Consider the following 14615-nt stretch of genomic DNA (forward strand, 5'->3'; position numbering starts at 1 on the left):
TGCGGAAACGTTCGCGCGTCTTCCGGATCAGTTTTGTTCCATTTCGTCATAGGTCTGTTTGGCCAACTTCAGCGCGTGGTTTGCGCGTGGCACACCCGCGTAAACAGCCACGTGCTGGAACGCCTCCAACACATCCTGTTTGCTGGCGCCGGTAGTGGCGGTGGCGCGAATATGCATTGGTATCTCTTCGAAATTTCCCAGCGCTGCCAGCAATGCCAGCGTCAGCATCGACCGCTCCCGGTCCGAAATTCCGTCCGATGCCCAGACCATACCCCAGGCTCCTTCGGTGATTAAGGCCTGAAATGGCTCATCAAACGGAGTTTTGCTGGCTTCGGCGCGGTCAACATGGGCATCGCCAAGAACCGATCGCCGGACTTCCATTCCTCGTTGATACCGGTCAGCCATGCAATGTCTCCTTGATGAAATTGCCGATCAAAGTAGCAAACTGTTCAGGGGCTTCAACACAGGGCAGATGTCCTACCCCTGCAATCTCACTATACCGCGCCCCCGGGATCAGCGAAGCGGTACCGCGAACAATCTCTGGCGGGCTTGCCAGATCTTCCGATCCACAAATCGCGAGAACGGGAAGACGCAGGTCTGCGCTGGCATCGCTCAGATCGGTGCCCGCGATAGCCGCACAACAGCCGATATATCCCTGGGCAGGAGTGCGCGTCAGCATATGACACCATGCCTGCAATTCGTTGGTTTCCCGAAATGCCGGGCTGAACCAGCGTTCCAGAATTGGATTGGCCAATGCTGCAATTCCATCCGCGCGTACCGCGTCGATCCGGTTTTGCCACATTGCGGCCTCGCCCATTTTTGCGGCTGTGTTGGAAAGGACGAGCGCGCGTACGAGGTCCGGGCGGCGGGCGACCAGTGACTGACCGATCATACCTCCGATTGAAAGCCCTACGAAGATGCAGCTGGAAATGCCAAGAGAATCCAGCAAGCCTTCGGCATCCCGCGACAAGTCTGCCAGTGTGTAAGGGCCCTGCGGGCAGGACGACAGCCCATGCCCGCGTTTGTCAAACCGGATCAGGCGCAGACCTTCGGGCATCAGTGGAACGACCTTGTCCCACACCCGCAAGTCAGTGCCCAGCGAGTTGGCAAACACCACGGGAAACCCATTCGGATCGCCATCCTCGCGCCAGTGAAGGCAGGCGTTATCCAGCGCTGCCACTTGCATCAGTAGGGCAGGCCCACATAGTTCTGGGCAAAGACAGACTGCGCCTCGCGGTTGTCCCTAAGGAAATTCACGTCAGCCTGCTGCATCTTCAGATCAAATGCATTCTGCTTTGGGAAGCGATGCAACAGGTTGGTTGTTGCCCAGCTAAAGCGTTCGGCCTTCCAGATCCGGGCCAGCGCCTTTTCCGAATACCGGTCGATGCCTTCACTATCCCCGTCCTCATAATACTGCACCAGCCCGCTATAGAGATAGTGGATGTCGCTGGCAGCGGTATTCAGCCCCTTGGCCCCGGTCGGCGGCACGATATGGGCGGCGTCGCCGCACAGGAATAGGCGCCCCCAGCGCATTGGCTCGGTCACGAAAGACCGCAGCGGCGCGATAGATTTCTCAATCGACGGGCCAGTCACCAGCTTTTCGGCAAATTCGCTTGGAATGCGGCGCTTGAGTTCCTGCCAGAACGCATCGTCGGTCCAATCCTCGGGTGAATCCGACAGCGAACATTGAATATAGTAGCGGCTCAGGTTTTCGTTGCGCATCGAACACAGGGCAAAACCACGGTCCGAACCCGAATAGATAAGCTCGTGATTGACTGGGGGAGTTTCTGAAAGAATTCCCAACCAGCCAAAGGGATAAAGTTTTTCGTATTCCTTGCGAACGGTCAGCGGAATTGTCTGGCGGCTGACGCCATGGAACCCGTCACATCCGGCGACGAATTCACAGTCGATCCGATGCTCTGTACCATCCACTGAATAAGTTACGTAAGGCGCGTCACTGTCGGCGTCGTGGATCGTGACATCTTCGGTGTTGAAGATGATTTTTCCATCCATCGCTTCACGCGCTTCATAAAGGTCGCGGGTCACTTCGGTCTGGCCATACACAACGACATGGCTGCCGGTATGTTCCTTGAAGTTAATGCCGAATTGAGTGTCCCCGTAGGAGATAATGGTGCCATCATGAACAAAAGATTCCTTGTCCATCCGCTCTGCAACACCCGCCTCGCGCATCAGATCCACAAAGCCTGTTTCAAGGATACCGGCCCGGATGCGGCCAAGGACGTACTCCTTGGTCTTACGTTCCAGCACGACCGTATCAATGCCCTTCCGGTGAAGCAGTTGGCTAAGCAACAAACCCGACGGACCACCGCCGACTATGAGAACCTGTGTTTTCATATTGGGACCTCCTGAGCACAGGATGGTGTGATTGATTTGAAAAGTAAAATGAGTTAATGACGACTTTAGTTTCTCATTTGGATAAGTAAATGATCGATCGTCGCATAAAATTTCGACACATTCAGTCCTTTATAGAGATCGCGCGTGCAAAACGCCTCAAGCACGCGGCCGAGAAGCTCCACCTGACGCAGCCCGCAATCTCGAAAACCCTGAAAGAACTCGAGGAAATCGTCGACGCCACACTAATGAGGCGCGACAGATCAGGCGTGGAATTGACCAAGGCAGGGCAGGTTTTTCTGCACTTCGCACAAATGTCATTAGCCAGCCTTCAACAGGGTTTGGATGGTGTCGAAAGAACCGGCAGAAAAGAGAAGGAAAAGCTGACAATTGGCGCTTTGCCAAGTGTTGCGGCGTGGTTGATGCCAAAAGTTGTTAAAGAGTTCCGCGAACTTGCCCCGGATGCAATTCTTCAGGTCATCGACGGTCCGCACATTTATCTTGTGGATCGTCTGCGCCTTGGGGAACTTGATATGGTCATTGGCCGCCTGGGCCGACCGAAAACAATGCAGGGGATATCCTTCACACAGCTCTACAACGAACAGGTCGAGTTTGTTGTCAGACCCGGCCACCCCTTGTTGAAGAATCCCAACCTGAGCCGTATCGGTGACTGGCAGGTCATCTATCCACCTGAAGGATCAGCGATCCGTCCATTGGTCGACCGTTTCCTGATTGCCAATGGGATCGGAGAAATCCCCAATCGTTTGGAGACAGTTTCAGACGCTTTCGGCCGTGTCTATACGCGCGAAACCGACGCTGTCTGGATCATCTCCAGGGGAGTGGTTGCAAATGAAATAGCTGATGGACGATTGATGCGGTTGCCAATCAATACAGAACTGACCCAAGGGCCTGTCGGCTTAATGACAAGACCAGATGTTTCCGAAACTTCAATTCAGCAGATATTTCGGATAGCGCTGCAAAATGTGATTTTGGTGTCATAATGACTATTATGTTAAAGAAAGAGAGAAAGACAGATGGCAGGCCCGGACGACAAAAAGTTCAAATTTGGAGAGCGCGATGGTGAATTCGGATCACCTCCGAAATTCCTTTCCGAGCGAGAGCAATGGGCTCTGTTGCAAACTTTTGAGCATGGTGAGCTGATTGAGCGATCGCATCGGTGTTAACCGGCTAGTTCGGCGAATTGTTTGAATGGACAGACTCCTGGTGTGAGTTGACCTTTCCTGATCATGTGCGCAGTTTCGATTCCAGCTAGAGTTGCTGATGCTGAATTGAAGGATTTGAAACCAAGCATCGGACGGGTTCGCCTTTTGATGAACCTGTGATCTTGTTCTACGATGTTATTGAGGTATTTTCGTCTGACCTTCTCGATGGGAATGGGACATCCAAAGCCTTTGAGCATTTTGTTGATGGCCTTCAGGCCCGCAGTATTGGCGCCGCTTTTGTCGATGACAATCTTCCGTGGTAACCCATTAACTTCCAGCATCCGGGCAAAGAATTTAGTGGCAGCTGGCTTGTTGCGCCGCTCAGATAACATGAAATCAAGTGTCTTTCCGTGTTTGTCGACGGCGCGGTATAGATAGACCCACGCGCCCTTAGCCTTGATGTATGTCTCGTCCATTCTCCAGGAGCAGTCGCATGGTACTTTGCGTCTACGCGCTGCTTCGGCAATGGCGCCAGAATATCGCGTTACCCATCGGTTCAGCGTGGTGTGATCCACGAAAACACCTCGCTCTCCCATGATTTCTTCTAAGTCGCGATAGGAGACGCCGTATCGAACGTAGAAAAAGACCGCGAACAGGATCACATCCTTCGGATATTGCGCGCCTTTGAAGGAGATCATGAGCTGGCTTTCGACTGATTATTGCTGCTGATCACTCGCGCGCTAACCCAACAATCGTCAATGTCAAAAGTTTGCAACCGAGCCATTTTGCACCGCCTGCGCCCAAGTGACACGACTTCGCGCGCAGTTTTTTCGTTCAGCAATGCCGCGAGAACCGATGAGCCGACCATCCCGGTCGCCCCCGTCAGCAGAACCCGCCCAAGTGGTCGCGGTGTCTTGTTAGGCGGATTGGACACGGCGTTCTGCCTCGGCCTTCAAGCCGCGATTGAAGGCTTTGTAGCCGTCCACATACATCTTCGCCAAACGCCCGCCCATCAGGAAGGTGATGCCCCCCATGATTTCATCGGATTGTACGAAGCGAGTTTTGCCACCCTCCAGAGGTTCGACCCGGAAATGATGGTTGTCGCGAATGCCACCCGGCCCCTTCTCGGCCCAATAGAATTCCGTCCCGTCCACGACTGTGATCGTGTGGTCCAGCGTGGTCAGCTTTTCCTTTGATGAATCGAGCTGAAAGTCGACAGTGATGGTGGATCCATCCTTAATCTCTCCATGGATACCCACGAGGAACGCTGCCCAGCCCTTGTAACTCGCCGTGTCGGTCAACACCGACCAGACCACGTCCGGCGGCGCATCGACCACAATGTCGGTGTGGATTTTGTGATGTGAGAGGCTCACTTTTTCCGATGATCCGGATTCCATGGCAATCCTTCCTTTGAGGTCTCAAGCGTTCTGTGGCGAGACGCGATCCCCGCCCCGAATTGTGATCCGCCCAAAACGATCCCGCATACGCTTGGATCGAAAAAGGTAGATCGAGATGATGATGTAGTTGACGCATTCCTGGACGAAATTCCGGTAGCGATCCGGGTTTTCCAACATGTCGAAGGTTTGCACGGCACACATGGTGGCAAGCGCGGTGAACATGACCAGCATGGCAATCGGAGTGACGCTCCAGCGCAGGACGTATCCGGCCAGATAGGTGGCGCCCGATGCGGTGATCAGTATCCAATGGAGAGTTTGCATGCCCGGCGGAAAGGTCGCGTTTTGCAAAGGCATGAGCGGCGCCAGCCCGGTGAAGTATTCAAGAAACCCGAGAAGTCCCCAGCCCAGCATTGTAACTGACGCGAGTACGATCAGATACTCGAACCCCTGCGAGAGGCGCTCCATGAACGTGTTCATCCCCGTCCCTCAGATCGCAAATGTATGGCTGGTCAACTCTTCCGAGAGACGCCACAGACGCTCGGTCAAACCGTGGTCGTCGCAAATTGGATTGCGGGCCGCGACCCCGGTCTTGCCACTCATCTCTTCGGGGCCAGTAGGACCGTAATATTCGCCACCTTTGACCTGATCCGACAAAGCGGCGAACAGAGACGGCTTCGCGGCGTTTTCGTTGGAGTGCAGAAACTGTTCGACTTGTGCCTTCATGTTAGCGCGCGTTGCTTCGTCCAAATCATTGAATAGACCGGAGTCCGACCCGCCCGTATGCACAGTCAGCGAATTCAGCGACTTGCCCGAAGCCTTGAGGCGACGGTCCAGTTCGTCACCGAAGAGCAGGCAGGCAAGCTTGGATTGACCGTAAGCAACGCCGCCATCCTGGCCGCATGTCAGATCGTCAAAGTGAATGTTCGCATTCTTGTGGGCGATACTGGAGAGCGAGACGATCCGCGATTCGGTGTCGTCCGGGAACATGTCGATCAGAAGAGCAGTCAGCAGAAAGTGTCCCAAGTGGTTGGTTGCAAACTGCAGCTCGACGCCATCAGCGTTCGTTTGAGCAGAGTACAGCAGGATACCCGCGTTGTTTATCAGCACATCCAGCGTGGAGTACCGGGCGCGGAAAGCCTCAGCGAACGCACGAACCGAAGTCAAATCGCTCAGGTCCAGCACGAGGATCTCAAGTGATGCGGACGGGATCCGCGCAAGAACGTTTGCTTTGGCGGCTTCGGCTTTTTCAAGGCTGCGGCACGCCATGACGACGTGAAAACCCGCTTCGGCCATACCGGCTGTTGTTTCAAACCCGATTCCATTGTTTGCACCGGTGACGATCGCGACTTTTCCAGATTGTTTAGACATCTCGCATCCTGACAGGTTGACATATTGTGTGTGATTGTTAATGTTGACACTAAGCGCTGACTTGTCAATATGAAAATCATGGAAGATCGCTACGACTACATCCTCGCAGCCGCGAAGCAGCTTTTTCTTCGCTACGGCGTGAAGCGAACGGGCATGAACGACATCGCTCGAGAAGCGGGTATCTCGCGTCAAACACTCTACAAGGCATTCGCAAACAAGGACGAGGTGCTGCGGGCCACGATCCGGTCGCTGGCAGACAGGGTCGTTCTGGATATCGAAGCCGGTCTCAAAAAAGCGGATGGCCTTGGTGCGCAACTCGATGTCGTCTTCAAACACGCTGTCATAGAGCATTATGACTTCTTACAATCTTCGCCCAACGCCGAGGACATCATCGCTGGGGTGACCTCGACAAGTCAGAAAGAGCTGGAGGCCGGCGCAAAACGAAACACCGAGATCATCGCACGTGTCCTGGAGCCGTACTCGAGTGCGATTGAAAACTGCGATTTGACTGTTGATCAGTACGCGGACTTCATCCAGCGCTCTTCAACAGCGGCCAAGTACAGCGCAATGAACAAGAAACACTTGATCGAATTGCTGTCCGCTTTGCGAATGTCGGCGTTGAAAGTCACCAGCAGCGCTTAGACGGGCTCGGCCCTAACCAGCCATTCATCAGATCAGGCGACGCCGCAATGCAGCTTCACCGAACCGGACTTTCGCCGCAAGCGCAGAATCCAGCGGCGGAGTAACTCACACTTCGCGGACACAGCCACCTTTTGCTCACGCCGCTTTTGCTAACGCAGCAACTCCTCGCGGGCGCGGCACGCTATTTGTTGCGTCGCAGAGAATTCCCGATTGCGGTCATTCATCGGTGAAAATTCGGCTAATTCCATACCGCCTCTTCGCTGCGGCTCGGACCAACAATCGGGGAGTGGACTTTGCAGCCATCCGCATTTTTACTCCAAAGGAACGCAGTCAGCCCGAAGCGGACATTCAAAACTAAGCTTTACCGTTTCCGAGTTGCGGGCTTTGCTGCCGGTGGCCGCTGCGCCTCCAACAACGGCTTTGGAATTTACTGCAACTCAGCAGTTCGTGACTTTTGTTGCGACTATTAACAGCTTCCGGAAGCGAGAGCATTCAAAGTGATCTTCATAAGGGCAGTCCGCGACATGGCGCAGCATCTTCGCGAGATTGACCAACCTCTTGGCCTGTTCTTCTAGACTTCCCGCCTTCTCGACCAGTACGTCGCGTGGAATGACCGTCGCTCCGGGTCGGCGTAATACCGAACCTATCTCATCAAGAGAGTAGCCTGCCGATTTCGCCAAGTTGATGAGCGCCAACTCCTGAAGGACTGCTGGCTCATATTGGCGACGTAGTCCGTTGCGGGCAACCGCGACGATTAGCTTCCTTTTTTCGTAGTACCTCAGGCCAGACGGACTTACGCCGGATCGATCTGACACCTCGGCGATATCCAGAAGTCTTTCCATTCAAACCCCATTGACTTGAAGTTGACTTCAAGTTGTAGGGTTCTTGCTCCGATATTGCAAGGGAGCAGTTAAGTTGAGCGATTCTTCTATACCCACCGGTCAAAACAGTACGTTGACGGTTCTGTCTGGCCCTAGTTTGTCAATAATTCTCGCGGCCCTGGGGATAAGCTCTGCTGCCGTCACTTTACCGGCGGTCTCTGTGAGTTTTCAGGGACGAAGCTTGGACCCGACATTGGTGGTGGCTGTCTACATCCTTGCAATCACGGCACTTATCGTACCGGTAGGACGCGCAGGCGATCTCTATGGCAAGCGCGCTGTGCTTGTTTCAGGTTTGTCCCTATTTAGCCTCGGCGCATTCCTTGCGTTCGTGGCACCAACTCTACCAGTTCTGATCGCCAGCCGTTTTGTCCAAGGCGCAGGCGCTGCTGCAATGATGGCAATGCCCCTGGCATCGGTACGCGATTTAGTTTCGTCCGGACAGATTGGGCGTTGGATGGGGGTGATGGGAACCATGTCGGCAATCGGGACAGCCTCAGGCCCTGCAATTGGCGGTGCTGTTGTGGCCAGCTTTGGCTGGCGCGCCGTTTATCTGCTGCAAATACCAATAGCGCTTGTCGCACTTATGCTCTGTCTCATGTGCCTCCAAAATAGTAAGCGCCTTGATAAACAGGAAGCAATCGATCTTCCCGGCGCAGGCGCTTTGGCCATTTGTTTCGGTGCATTCACCCTTCTCCTGTCTGATATGGCCAATGGTTTTGACACTTCCGTAGTTACTCTGACAGCTTTGGCAGGCGTTTCATTCGTGGCGTTCCTTGCGATTGAGGCGAACACCGACTCACCGATCATCCCGCCTTCTTTGCTGCGTTCCCAGCATTTGCTTGCCTGTTTAGCAATGAATGCCATCGTGTCTCTCGTCATGATGGGAATACTGCTGGTGGGGCCGTTCTTCCTAGTGGAAGGGCTTGGTTTGACGACAGCTCAGATGGGACTGGTGTTGTCAGTCGGCCCAATCTCGTCTGCCCTGAGCGGTATTCCGGCCGGGTGGTTCACAGAGCGGATGGGGGCTGGCCGTGCGATGATAGCTGGCGCGTTGGCAATGGTTGTAGCATGTGCAGCCATGGCGGCGCTGCCGTTCTTCTTCGGGCTTGGCGGATTCATCTTAGCTTTTGTTCTACTTGCGCCCAGCTACCAGGTTATCCTAGCAGCACTGAACACCGCAGTGATGGAGAATGCCTCAGAACAAGATCGAGGCGTAACGTCGGGTGTACTCAATCTCAGCCGTAACTTCGGCTTTATCCTTGGGGCTACATCAGTCAGCACAGTTTTTTGGTCGTTAGCATCCTTTGGAACAGGCATCGCAGACGGTGCACGGATCATAAGCTTTGCTTTGGCGGGAACGTTTGCGATGTGTTTTGTTCTAGCCGTTGGTGTCGTTTTGCTCGCAGTGTTTTCGCATCGAAACAACATGACCAGAATTGAAACCGGACATTCATAAAAAATACAGTATCCGTCACTTTGGGATCTGCTACGCCGTTCTCTGCAATCTGTTCGATTGGCTGGTCGCAGCCCCAGAGCTGCAATTCGTGCAGCACGCGGAGAAGGTATGTTCCGAGCCCATTTTGGTCGTAGGTTTGATCGCAGGGATCGCCTCGCAATTTGAACCTACTAAGAGACGATCATGTAATACTTCCGCAATTTCTCGGTGATCTCCCAAATCAACCTGCTGCCTTTTTTGATGAAAAACGTATCACCAGCTGTGAAGGTCTCGGCGTCTCCGTCAGGATGCGTAAGTGTTACGGACCCGGAAATCACGGTCATCATCTCATGTACCGGATAGGCGTCGATCTCTTCACGACTGGGTGGGCATTCCCAGACGCCCGAGAGAATAGTTTCGTCGTCGTTTGCAAACTTAAACCAGTTTCGTTCGTTCGTATCACTGGTTGTGAAGGCGCCAGGATCGGTGAAATCCGAGGCCACCATGTTATCGGGGCTGGGTATCAGCCTGAAAGACATCTTGTTCATTGAAACTCCCTTGTCGCGTGGTGATCAATCGAAGACTCGGCTTTTGATTTCCTGAGCTGTGATCTTAGCACAAATCGGCTCGCGCCTGCATAAACGGCTTTGGCACAACCCGCAGCTAACTTCCGCTTTCCACACATCGTTGGCCTTAGTGAAACTCGCTGCATACGACAGATGGGGCTCGGTGTCGCCGTTCGCTGCTCTTCGCGTCAGTGATTGGTGGCAAGCCCAATCCAGATATTCAAAACCGAACTTTGCGTTTCCAGCTTGCGCCACAATGCGTAAATTCGCTGCGATTACACCAATATTAGCTTCCCGGTTTTTGCGTCGGTTAAAGTGCTGTTTTAGCAGTTGACCTCGCTCAGAATGCGCGGTGGTTAACGTGCCCCACAACTCAGCCATGCCAGAACGAACGTGAGCTAATTTAGAGATCCAAATGTGCCGTGTTATCCTGTGGAAGCCATTTCCCGAAGACTAGGAGGTCAGCATGGCTAATTCATCCAGGCGAGATTTTTTCAGAACAGCGGCAGCGGCGGGTTTGGGCGGAACTGCTGCGGTGCAAGTTTCGGCTGCAGAGTTTCCATCCGGCCCGTTTTGGAACAACGTTCCTGACCCGGAGCTTTCGAAGCAAGAACTCCCGAGCTTCAAGTTTGAACTGGAAAAATCCAAGGGGCGTGAAGACGGTGGCAGTTTCGGGAAAGAAGCCACCGTGCAACAACTTCCGGTTTCAACTGGTATCGCCGGTGTCTCGATGAAGCTGGATCCCGGTGTCGCCCGTGAACTGCACTGGCATGCTACTGCTGCGGAATGGGCTTTTGTCATGGAGGGTCGCTGCCGGACAACAGTCATCAATCCTGCGGGTAAGTCTGAGACGAACGATTTTGAGCCAGGCGATGTATGGTACTTCCCGCGTGGTTACGGACACTCCATACAGTGTCTGGGCAACCAGCCCTGTCACTTCATCCTAATTTTTGACAACGGGTACTTTTCTGAATTTGGAACATTCAGCATCACGGATTGGATTGGTCACGCGCCGAAAGACCTGTTGTCAAAATCCTTGGGGTTGCCCGCTGCAGCGTTTGACTCATTTCCCAAGAGCGAAGTCTATTTCGTGCACGGCGATCCACCCCCTGAAGAACCTACCTTACCTCATCAGGGCCATCTGGCGACACCTCGGAAAACGCACAAATACAGGCTTCTGGAACAAGAGCCGAATTCTTCATTCGCAGGCGGTCGCGAATGGCTGGTCAGCCAAGCGGAATTCCCCATCTCAACCACAGTGACAGGCGTGGTGCTGGAGCTTGAGCCGAAGGGGATGAGAGAGTTCCACTGGCACCCGAACGCAGATGAATGGCAATACGTAATGAACGGCAGCATCGGCATTACCATATTTGGCGCAAATGGCCGTTTCGCCACAGAATCCCTGAACAAAGGGGATGTCGGGTATATTCCACAGGGCTACGGGCACTCGATTGAAAATATCGGTGAGGAAAAAGCCCGAATACTGATCGCGTTCAACACCGGTGAATATCAGGCTATCGACCTTTCAGAATGGATTGCAGGCAATCCGGACTACCTGCTTGCCGCGCATTTCAATCAAAAGCTGGATGTTGTCGAAAAATTCCCGAAGCAGGACGTTTTCATCGCGCCAAGATAAGTACGTGGTAGCCCCGGCGTCTTTCCAATCTAAGATTTGAACTTGCCGATGATCAGCGCAGCAATGATCAGAACAAGCGCGAGAATGTCATTTGCATGCAATCGTTCGCCGAGAAACGCAATGCCAATGAGAACGCCAACCAACGTGATAACAAGACATCGGTCCATCGGATATGAGCAGACCTTAGTCCGATCTTTTTTCCGACGGTGAATAGTACCAACCGGTCAAATTCGACGGCTTTTGAGCGATAAGAAAAGTCACTTCGGGAGTGGCTTGCCGCGGTTCTCGGGAAGGCGGTAGAGCGCTAACAGAGACAAAATTCCAGCTACCATAAGCACGTAGGCTGGAACAAAATCATTCGAAGTGCGTGACACCAGATAGGTCACGACCAAAGGGGTTGTCCCGCCGAACAATCCAAGACACAGGTTGAAGCCAATTGCCGTGCCGCTGCATCGCACCGAAGCGGGAAACATTTCGACCATGGTCGGCATAATGACCGCGAAGCCAACACCGTAGAGGACACCAAATCCGCACTGACCGATCAAAATAAGAACGAAACTCTGATGATGAATGAGCCACCATAATGGCCAAGCAAAAATCATGCTGCCAATGGCAACAAAAGCCAACATCGGCTTGCGCCCCAAACGATCCGCCAGCCAGCCTGCAGGCAGGGTTACAACAAGCATTGTGAAGATCGCCAGGGTATTGATATCCATGGATTTGGCGGTTGAGATGTGCATCTTCTCGGACAGGAAGGAGGCGGCATAAACAAATTGCATATAATAGCCGATGCTGGTGACCAGCAGCAGGCAAACCAGGCGAAGGACTGGCCTCCAGTGGTTCCTCATCACCACAATCAAGGGCGAACCTGAGACACGCTCGGATGCGTCCAGAACACTTGGTTCCTCCATTTGGCGGCGCATCAACAATCCCCAAACAGCAATCAGCCCACCGAGAAGAAAGGGAACCCGCCAGCCCCACAGTTGCATGGCTGCTTCCCCGACAATGGTGCTTGTCAGAGCCGCGCAACCGGAGCCCAAGAGGACTCCCAATAGGCACCCAACCTGTGGCCAACAGCCGATGAAGCCGCGATGCTCATCCGGTGCACTCTCAGCCAGGTAGACGGCGGATCCTGTGTATTCGCCACCCATGGAAAGGCCTTGAACGACCCTTACTGCCACAAGTAACAGCGGCGCCGCGTCGCCAATCCGGGAAGCATCCGGCAGTATCCCGATGGCGAAGGTGCCGCCGCCCATCAAACTGATCGAAATCAGCATGCTGGTCTTCCGGCCGATCTTGTCTCCGATATGGCCAAACAGAATACCGCCTAATGGGCGGGCCAGAAAACCAAGGGCAAAGACCCCAAAAGAAGCCAGCAGAGATGCCGTCGGATCATCCGCGGGGAAAAAATGTTTGCCAATGATCGCTGCCAAGAAACCGTAAATTGCGAAATCGTACCACTCCAACACATTACCCACAGTGGCAGCAGTGAGATTTACATGCTTGGGAATCCCGGGAGACAGTTTCAATTGCAATCCACTTGGTTTGGCTGTTCAGAGATAGATCATTTCCCACTCGCCGGGGCCGATGATTTGCATCAGGACTTTCGTACCAAGGGAAGCATCACTGAGAGATCCTATATGTGGCTGGTCGCCATCATAGGTCAGAGTCCAGCCTTGGTCCGGCGGGCAATCGATTTCCAACCGAAACGATCCGTAGTCTGGAATTTTCTGACGCAGGACAACGCCATTTCCAGAAAGCACATGCATTACTTCGTCAACACCTGTTTGTGTCAGGCTGCGATTGACGTGAAAACGGTCGAAACGAGTGTAATCGATCCCTTCCAACACCTGATAGAGTTGAGGGTATATTACCTCGTGAGTTTTGTCGGTCGTTGAAAGAAGTCCACCGCCCGCCGTACCAGGCGTACGTCCTGCGGCTTTGATACACTCCAGGAGCTGTTCGCGGGACCATAAAAAATGATTCTGGACTTTCTGGCTCTGCTCCTGATCCAAACTATTGGCTTCTAAAAGGGCGCGAATTTCAGCAGGGGCGGAGGCTGTATCAAGCGGCCAAACATGCGCGCCTACTTTTTGTAAGACGGTATTGATTTCTCTCCGGTCGCAGACGACAGCATCGTGGTCAGGTAGCCAAAGTCTAAGATTGTCAGGGGTTTCGCCACTCATATGTCAGGCTCCTATTGCCACGATAGGCGCTCTCGCACTAACGCGCATTGTATATGAATGGCCATTTTAGTCGAGAGAAACACAACTTCTGAAAATTGGATCGGATATTCAGCACAGATAAAATGAGGCTACCGGTCATTCATCCAACACGCAGCATCGGTCAAATTGGGCTCTTACAGCAGACCTCGGGGTTCTGTTGCAAAGATTTGAGCCCGCCGAGCAGTTTCAACAATCGCTCGGGAGTTAGGCTGCGAGCTCAGCGAACTGCCGAAACGGACAGAGTCCGGGTGTGATTTGACCTTTGCGGATCATGTGCGCAACCTCAATGCCTGCTAGCGTTGCGGATGCTGAGGCGAAAGCCTTGAACCCCAGCATTGGTCGAGTACGCCTCTTGATGAAACGGTGATCCTGTTCGACGATGTTATTGAGGTATTTCCGCCTCACCATCTCGATCGGGATCGGACAACCAAAGCCTTTGAGCATCTTGTTGATCGCCTTTATGCCGGCAGTATTGGCGCCGGTTTGTTTCGGCGCGGGGAAAGCATGAAATCAAGCGTTTTACCGTATTTGTCGACCGCGCGATAAAGATAAACCCACGCGCCCTTCACCTTGATATAAGTTTCATCCATTCGCCAGGATCGGTCACACAATCCCTTACGTCTGCGCGCGGCGTCGGCAATGGCGTCGGAGTATCGTGTCACCCAACGGTTCAGCGTGGTGTGGTCAACCGAAATGCCACGCTCGGCCATGATTTCTTCCAGATCACGGTACGAGACGCCATATCGAACGTAGAAGAACACCGCAAAGAGGATAACATCCTTCGGATACTGCACGCCTTTGAAGGAGATCATGGGCTGGCTTTCAACTGGTGAATACGGATGGCCAGCCACCGCCTAACCTGCCCAGCTCCAAGGCTTTGTCGCATTCTTTTCGGAAGTATGAATGCTCGTAAGAAATTGCTGTGTTTAGACTGCGAGTTCTGCGAATTG

The 14615-nt window shown here is 53.4% G+C and carries 16 protein-coding genes and 1 pseudogene; 4 read left to right on the forward strand and 13 right to left on the reverse strand.

Features of this window, described 5'->3' with window-relative positions:
* Positions 1-27: 27 nt before the first annotated feature.
* Genes pcaC through pobA form a run of 3 tightly spaced genes read right to left on the reverse strand, consistent with a single transcriptional unit; the run spans position 28 to position 2355 of the window.
* Positions 28-405: a 4-carboxymuconolactone decarboxylase gene (gene pcaC, locus Q0816_RS21980; RefSeq protein WP_298854667.1), complete on the reverse strand. Its 378-nt coding sequence runs from the start codon at positions 403-405 to the stop codon at positions 28-30.
* Positions 398-1186 carry a 3-oxoadipate enol-lactonase gene (gene pcaD, locus Q0816_RS21985; RefSeq protein ID WP_298854670.1) on the reverse strand — a complete coding sequence of 263 codons (789 nt, stop codon included), beginning with the start codon at positions 1184-1186 and terminating at the stop codon, positions 398-400. Before pcaD ends, pcaC begins: the two co-directional genes overlap by 8 nt.
* On the reverse strand, positions 1186-2355 hold the full coding sequence (pobA, locus tag Q0816_RS21990) for a 4-hydroxybenzoate 3-monooxygenase (RefSeq protein WP_298854672.1): 1170 nt from the start codon (positions 2353-2355) through the stop codon (positions 1186-1188). The genes pcaD and pobA overlap by 1 nt, the downstream gene beginning before the upstream one ends.
* Positions 2356-2444: 89 nt before the next feature.
* Here pobA and pcaQ point away from each other — a divergent pair, with 89 nt between their 5' ends.
* Positions 2445-3353: a pca operon transcription factor PcaQ gene (pcaQ, locus tag Q0816_RS21995; protein WP_298854674.1), complete on the forward strand. Its 909-nt coding sequence runs from the start codon at positions 2445-2447 to the stop codon at positions 3351-3353.
* Between the two features lie 179 nt (positions 3354-3532).
* Here pcaQ and Q0816_RS22000 read toward each other — a convergent pair whose 3' ends face one another.
* The 5 genes from Q0816_RS22000 to Q0816_RS22015 are packed head-to-tail and all read right to left on the reverse strand — an operon-like array spanning position 3533 to position 6280.
* Entirely contained in the window at positions 3533-4213 is a 681-nt protein-coding gene (locus tag Q0816_RS22000) for an IS6 family transposase (protein ID WP_298854587.1), read from the reverse strand.
* On the reverse strand, positions 4210-4449 hold the full coding sequence (locus tag Q0816_RS26135) for an NAD-dependent epimerase/dehydratase family protein (protein ID WP_367180559.1): 240 nt from the start codon (positions 4447-4449) through the stop codon (positions 4210-4212). The genes Q0816_RS22000 and Q0816_RS26135 overlap by 4 nt, the downstream gene beginning before the upstream one ends.
* Positions 4433-4912, reverse strand: coding sequence for an SRPBCC domain-containing protein (locus tag Q0816_RS22005; RefSeq protein WP_298854676.1), 480 nt, complete (start codon positions 4910-4912; stop codon positions 4433-4435). Before Q0816_RS22005 ends, Q0816_RS26135 begins: the two co-directional genes overlap by 17 nt.
* Positions 4913-4933: 21 nt before the next feature.
* Positions 4934-5389 carry a hypothetical protein gene (locus tag Q0816_RS22010; RefSeq protein WP_298854678.1) on the reverse strand — a complete coding sequence of 152 codons (456 nt, stop codon included), beginning with the start codon at positions 5387-5389 and terminating at the stop codon, positions 4934-4936.
* Between the two features lie 9 nt (positions 5390-5398).
* On the reverse strand, positions 5399-6280 hold the full coding sequence (locus Q0816_RS22015; RefSeq protein ID WP_298854680.1) for an oxidoreductase: 882 nt from the start codon (positions 6278-6280) through the stop codon (positions 5399-5401).
* Between the two features lie 69 nt (positions 6281-6349).
* Here Q0816_RS22015 and Q0816_RS22020 point away from each other — a divergent pair, with 69 nt between their 5' ends.
* On the forward strand, positions 6350-6922 hold the full coding sequence (locus Q0816_RS22020) for a TetR/AcrR family transcriptional regulator (RefSeq protein ID WP_298854682.1): 573 nt from the start codon (positions 6350-6352) through the stop codon (positions 6920-6922).
* Between the two features lie 437 nt (positions 6923-7359).
* Here Q0816_RS22020 and Q0816_RS22025 read toward each other — a convergent pair whose 3' ends face one another.
* Positions 7360-7764 carry a helix-turn-helix domain-containing protein gene (locus Q0816_RS22025; protein ID WP_298854684.1) on the reverse strand — a complete coding sequence of 135 codons (405 nt, stop codon included), beginning with the start codon at positions 7762-7764 and terminating at the stop codon, positions 7360-7362.
* Positions 7765-7900: 136 nt separating this feature from the next.
* Here Q0816_RS22025 and Q0816_RS22030 point away from each other — a divergent pair, with 136 nt between their 5' ends.
* The gene (locus tag Q0816_RS22030; protein ID WP_298854694.1) at positions 7901-9259 is read left to right on the forward strand and encodes an MFS transporter; all 1359 of its coding nucleotides are present in this window, start codon (positions 7901-7903) and stop codon (positions 9257-9259) included.
* A 170-nt stretch (positions 9260-9429) separates the two neighbouring features.
* Here Q0816_RS22030 and Q0816_RS22035 read toward each other — a convergent pair whose 3' ends face one another.
* A complete protein-coding gene (locus tag Q0816_RS22035) occupies positions 9430-9786 on the reverse strand; it encodes a cupin domain-containing protein (RefSeq protein WP_298854686.1) in 357 nt (118 codons plus the stop codon).
* A 484-nt stretch (positions 9787-10270) separates the two neighbouring features.
* Between Q0816_RS22035 and Q0816_RS22040 the strand changes: the two genes are divergently transcribed.
* Positions 10271-11440: a cupin domain-containing protein gene (locus Q0816_RS22040; protein ID WP_298854688.1), complete on the forward strand. Its 1170-nt coding sequence runs from the start codon at positions 10271-10273 to the stop codon at positions 11438-11440.
* A gap of 257 nt (positions 11441-11697) precedes the next feature.
* On the opposite strand, the gene Q0816_RS22045 is transcribed toward Q0816_RS22040, so the two are convergent.
* The 3 genes and pseudogenes from Q0816_RS22045 to Q0816_RS22055 all read right to left on the reverse strand — a co-directional run bounded on the left by Q0816_RS22045 (position 11698) and on the right by Q0816_RS22055 (position 14477).
* Entirely contained in the window at positions 11698-12969 is a 1272-nt protein-coding gene (locus Q0816_RS22045) for an MFS transporter (protein WP_298854690.1), read from the reverse strand.
* A 24-nt stretch (positions 12970-12993) separates the two neighbouring features.
* On the reverse strand, positions 12994-13626 hold the full coding sequence (locus Q0816_RS22050) for a hypothetical protein (protein WP_298854692.1): 633 nt from the start codon (positions 13624-13626) through the stop codon (positions 12994-12996).
* Positions 13627-13869: 243 nt separating this feature from the next.
* Positions 13870-14477, reverse strand: a pseudogene (locus Q0816_RS22055) (IS6 family transposase).
* Positions 14478-14615: the final 138 nt, after the last annotated feature.

The organism is uncultured Ruegeria sp. (assembly GCF_947497005.1).
GTDB lineage: Bacteria > Pseudomonadota > Alphaproteobacteria > Rhodobacterales > Rhodobacteraceae > Ruegeria.